The following is a 9,005-nucleotide window of genomic DNA, read 5'->3' as shown; positions in this document are numbered from 1 at the left end:
CCCTACTCCCGCCCTGCCCCCGCGCAAGGCCAGCTCTGCGGCAGGTGGACCTTCGCCCATGCGGCGAGCTCCTGGAGCGCCGGGTCCAGCGCGGCGCCCGCGTCCGTCAGGCGGTAAGTGACCCGCAGGGGCGGCCCCTCGTTGACCTCGCGCAGGACGAGGCCCGCCGCGGCGAGTTCCGTGAGGCGGTCGGAGAGCATGCGCTCGCTGATGCCGGGGATCGCCCGACGCAGGTCGACGAAGTGCGCGGGATGCGGCATCAGCGCGGCCACGATCAGGCCCGTCCATCGCTTTCCGAGCAGAGCGAACACACGCGTCATGCCTTCTCCGACCGGCTGGCACGGACCGGCACCACGGAGATCCTGCTGCTTTTCCGCCATGTGTCCAGCGTACTGGGCTCTCGTTCGGGGATGAAAAAAAGTAAGCGACTGTGTTATCCATAGTCGAGTACCAAAACGAAGCGACTTCCTTGGAGTGCGCCATGGCCACCCTTCTCCACCTGGACTCGTCCGTCTTCCCCATCGACGCCTCGACGTCGCGCGCGGTGACGGAGACCTTCCGCAAGGCCTGGGAGGAGCAGCATCCGGACGGCACGGTCATCTACCGCGACCTCGACGTCGACCCCGTGCCGCACATCAGCGCCGACGCGCACACCGCCGGCTTCGCCGACCCGGCCACGCACACCCCGGAGCAGGCCGCCGCCTTCGCCGAGCGCGAGAAGCTCATCGCCGAGCTGGAGGAGGCCGACGCGATCCTGATCGGCGCCCCCATGTACAACTTCTCGATCCCGTCGACCCTCAAGGCCTGGCTGGACAACGTGGTCCTCATCGGCCGTACCGCCATGACCGAGGACTCGAAGGCGAAGGGCACCCCCGTGACCGTCGTCGCCAGCCGTGGCGGCTCCTACGCGCCGGGCACGCCGCGCGAGCCCTTCGAGTACGTGCAGAACTACCTGAACGCGGTGCTCGCCGACGCCCTCGGCCTGGACGTCGACTTCATCGTCCCGGAGCTGACCATGGCGCCGCACAACCCGGCGATGAGCGAGCTGATCCCGCTCTCCGAGGCCTCCCGCGCCCAGGCCCTCGACGACGCGGCCACCAAGGCGAAGACCCTCGCGGAGCGTCTGGCCGCGTGACCGACGACCGGCCGGCACACGGCGGCACACCTGCCCACCGCGCGCCGGCCGACCCCGTCACCACGAGGTCGCCAGACCGGCGCCGCCCCTCAGGATCGGGCTCACCACACAGGCTCAAGACCCTCAGGCCTCGTAGGACGCGTCCTGCGCGGTCGTGACCACCTTCTGCCCGTCGGCCCGGTCGAGCAGCCCGGCCGACACCCAGGTGTTCACGGTCGCCCGCACGCGCGCGACCAGCGCACCCTTGTCGGCGAACGGCGCCCCCGCCCAGATCTCGTCGAGCAGGGTCGTCCCGTCGGACTTCGCCGGGTTGGCCACGCCCGAGTCGGTGCCACCGAGGACGACCTTCGGTTCGGAACGCCTGATGTACGCGTGCGTGGGATCCTCGGTGCCCTCGTGGAAGGGCGCGAACTCGGTGCCGTCCAGCGTGTAGTGCAACGGCTTTCCGCTCACCGGCGTGAGGGAGGGCAGCAGGTCACCGGAGAGTCCGGCGTTGCCGTACAGGCCGAAGGACAAATAGCTCGTACTGGTGCTCCGGCCGACCAGGTTCACCGGCCCGTGGAACAGGGTCTGCAGGGTCGGGTCGTCGAGGGCCTTCTCCACCCGCAGCCGGAACGGGATCGTCACGCGTACGACGTCCCCGTCACGCCAGGTGCGGGACGGGATCGTGAAGTAGCTCCCGGCGGCCGGCGTCCCGCTCACCGCGCTGCCGTTGACGGTCACCCGGAACCCGGCGGTCGCCCAGGAGGGCACGCGCAGCTTCATCTCGAAGGTGCCGCCACCACCCTCGACGGTGATCGTGGAGCCCTGCTCGCGCGGGTAGTCGGTGGTCTGGGTGACCGTCACGCCCTGGGCGGTCCAGTCGAGCGTGGTGGCGCTGTACAGGTTGACGTACAGCGCGCTGCCGTCGGCCTTCGCGAAGTACACGGAGTCCTGGTACTTCGTCGCGCTCTCCATGCCCGTTCCCTCGCAGCAGGTCGTGCCCTGCTTCGGGGTGTAGTCGCGCACATGGCCGGGCTTGAGGCCGATGAAGTACGTGACCAGCGGCTTCTCCGCGTCGGCCGTGTCCTGCTTGGAGCCGAGCACCTGGTTGAACAGGGCCCGCTCGTAGTAGTCCATGTACTTCGGGTCCTGTTCGTGGAAGAACAGCATCCGGCTCAGTTTGAGCATGTTGTACGCGCAGCAGGTCTCGGCGTTGGTGTCGCTGATCGTGCTGGAGACGGCTCCGCGGGCCTTCCAGAACTCGGCCGTGCTCGTCCCGCCGATGCCGTACATGCGCTGGGGGACGACCATGTCCCAGAAGTTCTTGGCGGCGGTGAGATAGCGGCTCTCGCCCGTCGCGTCGTACAGGCGGACGTACCCGGTGAAGATCGGGATGTGCTGGTTGGCGTGGAGGCCGTCGAGGATGTCGGTGTTCGCGGCGCAGGCGTCGATGAGCCGGTCGAGGTCGAAGAGCTTGGCCAGGGCGAGGTGATCGGCCTCCCCGGTGATCGTGTACAGGTCGACGATCGTCTCGACGATGCCGCCGAACTCGCCGCTGGAGAAGATGCCCCACATCCGCTGCAGCGTGGCGTCCGGCAGCTTGGACAGCCGGGAGTACATCCAGTCGCACATGCCGGACGCGAGGTCCAGCGCCCGGGCGTCGTCGGTGGCCAGATAGGCGTCGACCAGGCCCTTGAGGATCTTGTGCGCGGTGTAGTACGGCGCCCACACCTTCGTGTAGTCACCGCTGGTCATCGACTCCAGCGCGATGAACTGCGTCTCCGGGTACGCGGCGAGGAACCCGGGATGGCTCAGCCCGCCCCAGGTGCGGCGCAGGGTGGCGGTGAGGCCGCGTCCGGAGGCGTCGGCGAACGTGCCGCTGTCGGTGGCCGCGAACGCGTAGGACGCGAGGTCGCCGAGCCCCGCAGAGGATTTCCTGGCCTCGTTCGACTGGAGCGAGGTGATCTCGGCCGCCGTGAGGGCCCGTGACCAGACGTTGAACTCGTCGAAGGCACCCGCGTACACCGGGTCGCCGGAGAAGTTCGAGCGGCCCAGCCAGTTGTTCGCCAGGGCGCCCAGGGCGGACGGGTCGAGCGTCATCGAGGCGTTCCGGGCGACGGCTGTGCCGTTGACGTAGAGGGTGCCCGTGGAGCCTGAGAGGGTCACCGCCAAGTGGCTCCACTGGTTCAGCGGGAGCGCGGCCGTGCCGTTGAGCCCCTGCTCGCCGCCCGGCCCGCTGGTGGTGACAGCGAACCGGGGCACCCCGTCGGCGTTGCGGGTGGCAAGGTACATGTACCGGGTGGTGTTGTCGCCGAAGTCGAAGACCCGCTGCCAATTGGCGTTGTGGGTGGGCCTCACCCAGACCGACAGGGTGATCGCCGCGGCATCGCCGAGCACGGCGGACGGCAGGTCGACGTACTGGTACGAACCCCGGACGTTCTCGTGGGCGCCACCCCACTTCCCGGTGACGGCAAGCACCTTCGGGTCGCCGCGCAGCGCCTCGCGCACCTCGCTCAGGGCGCCGACCATGCTCCGGATCCGGTCGGCGTACGCGGTGTCCCCGGTGCCGGCGTAGGCCTGGGCCAGCATCGTCAGGAAGTGCCCGGTGTAGTGGCCCCGGAGGTTGCCGTTGGCCTCGCCGTCGAGACCCTCCCAGCCACCGGGGGCGACCGCGCCCCTGGTGGAGAGCCCCGCGTTGGCACGGAACACCTGGAGCAACCGGTCGACGTCGTAACCGCGGCCGTGGTCGAGCATCAGCTGCCGTTTGTCGGCGAACAGGCCAGGGCCGAGCGTCACGTCCTTGAGCCCGAAGGGCCGCACCGACCAGGTGGACGGCGCCGGAACGGCGGCGGCCGCACGACCACCACCCGCCCCGAAAGAGACTCCGGGTACTACCGCGGCGACGATCGCGGACTGGAGCAGAAAGCGTCTGGAGAGGGGCGGAGCCATGTGCGCCTCGTCTCTGGCATGTGTGTGGGGGGCAAGGGACCAGACAACAATCATTCGAAATTACGAACGCTGTACGATTTGCCGACCAGAAGATAGGCAGGGGGCGAGCGAGCGTCAACGGTGCTGCCGGGAATTCACAGGCCTCACGCCCAGGCAGGAGACCCTTCGCCACCCGCGCACGTTGCACCGAATCAGCGCGAACCTGGCACCACGCGCCCCCAGGAGCCACGGGGAATCCACCCGCAGGCGACCCCGATAGACGCTGGTCAACCGCCCCGCCCACACCTCCACCCCAGCGGCCGGTGATCGAAGCGAAGGCCGACCGGCTGATCCTGTCCGGACCATGGATAGCCCAATCGAGTTCAGCACCCTGCGACCCCGAGCCCTCCCCGACGGCGAGCGCCAGGAGTTCCACGCGGTCATACGACACACCCGCACCGGTCTGATCGCCGGCTCCGACCGCGTCCCGCCCCCTCTCACGCATGGACAACAGCAGCCCGCCATCGCCGAGCACCCCGTCTACCAGGACCTGCTGGTCCGAGCGCGTCGCCTCACCAGCTACGCCCCGCACTGCTTCACGTAGAACATCACCGATACACCGCTCTGCGACGTTTCACGTGAAACACGGCCCCGCCCGCGCACAGGAGACTCGGCACGCCCCCACGCCGTCTCGCGCCACCAAAAAACGAAAGCCCTTACCGAACCCGCTGAGAGACTCCTCACACTTCACCAACCAGGCGGTCGTATCGGTCGCGCCTCCGGAGTCCCCGCGGACACAAAAAGAAGCGGTCCCATCGTCTTCACGATGGAACCGCTTCGCTGTGCGCGAGGGGGGAGTTGAACCCCCACGCCCTTGCGGGCACTGGAACCTGAATCCAGCGCGTCTGCCTATTCCGCCACCCGCGCATTGGGTGTGTCCTCGGGCCCTGCCCTTTCGGTGCTGGCGCCTTCCGACATCCAGAAGATTAGCACGCTGGAGAGGGTGGGTTCACATCCCTTTCCGTGGCCGCCCCCGCCCCGGCTCACCGGCCCCGGAGCGACCAGCGAGGGCCGAACACCTGCCCCGTTCCGCCACGTATCAACGAGTGCTGGTTCACGTATCAACCTCGTACCGGTCCCGGCCATCTCCACTGGAGGAGGGCAGGGTCCACAGTGAGGTGCGGGACACTGGTCTCGTGCCGCCTCTACGATCCTTGGCAGAGTTCGGGCGGGAGTAGTTCGAAGAGGAGCTCCGGTGGGAATCCGGGAGGGGACCTCAGTGGGCGTCGGCGCCGGTGACACCGGCCGACGGGGCCGACCGGGGGAACCAGCCGATTTCCCGGCGCGTGGATACGATCAGTAAGCAGTACGGACGCAGTACGCAGAGCGGTGACGACGGAGGAGGTGCCCCATGGGAGTCCTGAAGAAGTTCGAGCAGCGTCTCGAAGGTCTGGTCAACGGCACCTTCGCCAAGGTGTTCAAGTCCGAGGTCCAGCCCGTGGAGATCGCGGGAGCGCTCCAGCGTGAGTGCGACAACAACGCGACCATCTGGAACCGCGACCGGACGGTCGTCCCCAATGACTTCATCGTGGAACTGAGCACGCCCGACTTCGAGCGCCTCAGCCCCTACTCCGGCCAGCTCGGCGACGAGCTCGCCGGCATGGTGCGCGACTACGCCAAGCAGCAGCGGTACACCTTCATGGGCCCCATCAAGGTCCACCTGGAGAAGGCGGACGACCTCGACACCGGCCTGTACCGGGTGCGCAGCCGTACGCTCGCCTCCTCCACCGACCAGCAGGGCCCCGGGGGCGCCCCGGCGAACGCCGGCGGTGGCCGCCCCGGCGGCTACGGCTACCCGCCCACCGGCGCGCCCACCGGCGCCCCGCCCATGCCGGCCACGCCGCCGCCCGGCGGCCGTCCCGGCTCGGCCCCCTACCTCCAGCGCGCCGGGGCAGCCCCGGGCGCCGCTGGACGCACGCGCTACTGGATCGAGATCAATGGCACCCGCCATCAGATCTCCCGCCCGACGCTGGTGCTGGGCCGCAGCACCGAAGCCGACGTGCGGATCGACGACCCCGGCGTCTCCCGCCGGCACTGCGAGATCCGGACCGGAACGCCCTCGACGATCCAGGATCTCGGGTCCACCAACGGCATCGTGGTGGACGGGCAGCACACCACCCGCGCTACGCTCCGCGACGGCTCGCGGATCGTCGTGGGCAGCACCACCATCATTTACCGGCAAGCCGAAGGGTGAAGCGGGGGCAATGTCAGAGCTGACCCTCACGGTCATGCGGCTGGGGTTCCTGGCCGTACTGTGGCTGTTCGTGATCGTGGCCGTGCAGGTCATCCGCAGCGACCTGTTCGGTACGCGCGTCACCCAGCGGGGGTCGCGCCGGGAGAACGCGCGGCCGCAGAACGCCGCCCGGCAGGCCGCGCCGCCGCAGCAGCGCGGCCAGCAGCCCGCCGCCACCGGCGGCCGCCGCGGGCGCAACGCCCCCACCAAGCTCGTCGTCAGCGAGGGCACGCTGACGGGGACGACCGTCGCGCTGCAGGGCCAGACCATCACCCTGGGCCGCGCGCACGACTCCACGATCGTGCTGGACGACGACTACGCCTCCAGCCGGCACGCCCGGATCTACCCGGACCGCGACGGCCAGTGGATCGTCGAGGACCTGGGGTCCACCAACGGCACGTATCTCGACCGGAACCGACTGACGACTCCCACGCCGATCCCGCTGGGCGCGCCGATCCGCATCGGCAAGACCGTCATCGAGCTGCGGAAGTAGTGCTACATCATGAATAGGCGCGAGCGGAGCGAGCACGCAGCGGCGGTCCCCACCAGGGGCCCCGGCGCGCTCCCGACCGGAGGGTGGGCACCGTGCGGATGTACCCGGAGCCGACGGGCGAGGTGCGCATGAGTCTGTCACTGCGCTTCGCCGCCGGATCGCACAAAGGCATGATCCGTGAGGGCAACGAGGACTCCGGCTACGCCGGCCCGCGGCTGCTCGCGATCGCCGACGGCATGGGCGGCCAGGCGGCCGGCGAGGTCGCCTCCTCCGAGGTGATCTCCACCCTGGTCACGCTCGACGACGACATCCCCGGCTCCGACATCCTGACCTCCCTCGGCACCGCCGTGCAGCGCGCCAACGAACAGCTGCGCGCCATGGTCGAGGAGGACCCCCAGCTGGAGGGCATGGGCACCACGCTCACCGCCCTGCTGTGGACCGGCCAGCGCCTCGGTCTCGTCCACGTCGGCGACTCCCGCGCCTACCTCCTGCGCGACGGCGTCCTCACCCAGATCACCCAGGACCACACCTGGGTGCAGCGGCTGGTCGACGAGGGCCGCATCACCGAGGAAGAGGCCACGACCCACCCGCAGCGCTCCCTGCTGATGCGCGCGCTGGGCAGCGGCGACCACGTCGAGCCCGACCTCTCCATCCGTGAGGTCCGCGCCGGCGACCGGTACCTGATCTGCTCCGACGGCCTGTCCGGCGTGGTCTCCCACCAGACGATGGAGGACACCCTCGCCAGCTACCAGGGCCCCGAGGAGACCGTCCAGCAGCTGATCGAGCTCGCACTGCGCGGCGGCGGCCCCGACAACATCACGGTCATCGTCGCCGACGTCCTCGACCTCGACACGGGCGACACCCTCGCCGGCCAGCTCCACGACACCCCGGTCGTGGTGGGCGCGGTCGCCGAGAACCAGCTCCACCTCCAGGACAACGGCATCATGCAGACCCCCGCCGGCCGCGCCTCCGGGCTCGGCCGCCAGGGGCACCCGCAGGGCGGTGGCGGTGAGTTCGGCCCGCCCGGCTCCGGCGACACCACCGGGTACATGCCGGCGGCGGGCAGCTTCGGGAACTACTCCGACACCGACTTCGTCAAGCCGCGCAAGAAGGGCCGGTGGCTCAAGAGATCCTTCTTCGGCATCCTCGGCCTCGCCGTGATCGGCGGGGGCCTCTACGGCGGATACCGCTGGACGCAGACGCAGTACTACGTCGGCGCCAACGACGACCATGTCGCGCTGTACCGCGGCATCAGCCAGGACCTGGCGTGGATCTCGCTCTCGAAGGTGGAGAAGGACCACCCCGAGATCGAACTCAAGTACCTGCCGCCGTACCAGCAGAAGCTTGTCGAAGCCACGATCGCCGAGGGCGGTCTGGACAACGCCAAGAGGAAGATCGACGAACTGGCCACCCAGGCGTCGGCGTGCAAGAAGAGCGCCGAGCGCCGCGAGGCGGCGGACAACAACGCCAAGACCGGTGCGGGCGAGGCCGGGGGCACCACGGGAACCACGAAGACCTCCCTCACGTCCAAGGCCACACCGTCCCCGACGTCGAAGCCGTCGACGTCCCCGAGCCCGACCCAGTCCACACCCACACCGTCAGCCGGCCCCAGCCTCTCGGAGGAGGAGCAGAAGCTGGTCTCGCGGTGCGGTGAGCAGTAGGCAAGCCGCGAGGGGCCCACGCACACGATGAGCAGTACTACCAACACGTCGACGCAGCACACGTCCACGATCGGCGCGATCGGCGCGCCGAGCCGTCGCAACACCGAACTGGCGCTGCTGGCTTTCGCGGTCGTCATTCCGGTGTTCGCCTACGCCAACGTGGGTCTCGCGATGAATGGCCAGATCCCGGCCGGCCTCGCCGCCTACGGCATCGGCCTCGGTGTAATGGCCCTGGGCGGCCATCTCGTCGTCCGCAAGTTCGCGCCGTTCGCGGACCCGCTGATGCTGCCGCTAGCAACGCTCCTGAACGGGTTGGGGCTGGTGGCCATCTGGCGTCTGGACCAGTCGGAGCGGCTGCAGCTGCGCAGCGAGTACTTCGAGGCCTCGCCCCGGCCATGGAGATGTACGTGTAGCGCTGCAGGACCCGGTGGTCCTTGAGGAGGATCAGAACAGCGATGAACAGGGCCACGCCGATCGCGGAGTTCAGCAGCTGCCGGGGCGAGGCCTCGAAGT

The 9,005-nt window shown here is 69.3% G+C and carries 7 protein-coding genes, 1 tRNA gene and 1 pseudogene; 6 read left to right on the top strand and 3 right to left on the bottom strand.

What is annotated here, in order from left to right:
- Positions 1–2: 2 nt before the first annotated feature.
- Positions 3–380 carry a winged helix-turn-helix transcriptional regulator gene (locus AOK23_RS04415; protein ID WP_055711432.1) on the bottom strand — a complete coding sequence of 126 codons (378 nt, stop codon included), beginning with the start codon at positions 378–380 and terminating at the stop codon, positions 3–5.
- A gap of 101 nt (positions 381–481) precedes the next feature.
- On the opposite strand from AOK23_RS04415, the gene AOK23_RS04410 reads away from it, so the two are divergent.
- Positions 482–1,135 (top strand): FMN-dependent NADH-azoreductase, encoded by a 654-nt coding sequence (locus AOK23_RS04410; RefSeq protein WP_055711431.1) that lies wholly within the window; start codon positions 482–484, stop codon positions 1,133–1,135.
- A 123-nt stretch (positions 1,136–1,258) separates the two neighbouring features.
- Here the strand turns inward: AOK23_RS04410 and AOK23_RS04405 are convergent, their stop codons facing one another.
- The gene (locus AOK23_RS04405; RefSeq protein ID WP_055711430.1) at positions 1,259–4,066 is read right to left on the bottom strand and encodes a beta-L-arabinofuranosidase domain-containing protein; all 2,808 of its coding nucleotides are present in this window, start codon (positions 4,064–4,066) and stop codon (positions 1,259–1,261) included.
- 343 nt (positions 4,067–4,409) lie between these two features.
- Between AOK23_RS04405 and AOK23_RS04400 the strand changes: the two genes are divergently transcribed.
- Entirely contained in the window at positions 4,410–4,649 is a 240-nt protein-coding gene (locus AOK23_RS04400) for a hypothetical protein (RefSeq protein WP_055711429.1), read from the top strand.
- A gap of 239 nt (positions 4,650–4,888) precedes the next feature.
- Here AOK23_RS04400 and AOK23_RS04395 read toward each other — a convergent pair.
- Positions 4,889–4,972, bottom strand: a tRNA-Leu gene (locus AOK23_RS04395).
- 484 nt (positions 4,973–5,456) lie between these two features.
- Between AOK23_RS04395 and AOK23_RS04390 the strand changes: the two genes are divergently transcribed.
- The 4 genes and pseudogenes from AOK23_RS04390 to AOK23_RS04375 form a co-directional block, all read left to right on the top strand.
- Positions 5,457–6,299 carry an FhaA domain-containing protein gene (locus AOK23_RS04390; RefSeq protein WP_055711428.1) on the top strand — a complete coding sequence of 281 codons (843 nt, stop codon included), beginning with the start codon at positions 5,457–5,459 and terminating at the stop codon, positions 6,297–6,299.
- 10 nt (positions 6,300–6,309) lie between these two features.
- On the top strand, positions 6,310–6,831 hold the full coding sequence (locus AOK23_RS04385; protein ID WP_055538165.1) for an FHA domain-containing protein FhaB/FipA: 522 nt from the start codon (positions 6,310–6,312) through the stop codon (positions 6,829–6,831).
- A 128-nt stretch (positions 6,832–6,959) separates the two neighbouring features.
- Positions 6,960–8,492 carry a Stp1/IreP family PP2C-type Ser/Thr phosphatase gene (locus AOK23_RS04380; protein ID WP_206336108.1) on the top strand — a complete coding sequence of 511 codons (1,533 nt, stop codon included), beginning with the start codon at positions 6,960–6,962 and terminating at the stop codon, positions 8,490–8,492.
- 27 nt (positions 8,493–8,519) lie between these two features.
- A pseudogene (locus tag AOK23_RS04375) lies at positions 8,520–8,885 on the top strand (FtsW/RodA/SpoVE family cell cycle protein); the annotation flags it as partial.
- Positions 8,886–9,005: the final 120 nt, after the last annotated feature.

The organism is Streptomyces torulosus, from assembly GCF_001419765.1.
Lineage (GTDB): Bacteria > Actinomycetota > Actinomycetes > Streptomycetales > Streptomycetaceae > Streptomyces > Streptomyces torulosus.
The sequence above is the reverse complement of the archived record's forward strand: the minus strand, read 5'-3'. Positions and strand labels throughout refer to the sequence as shown.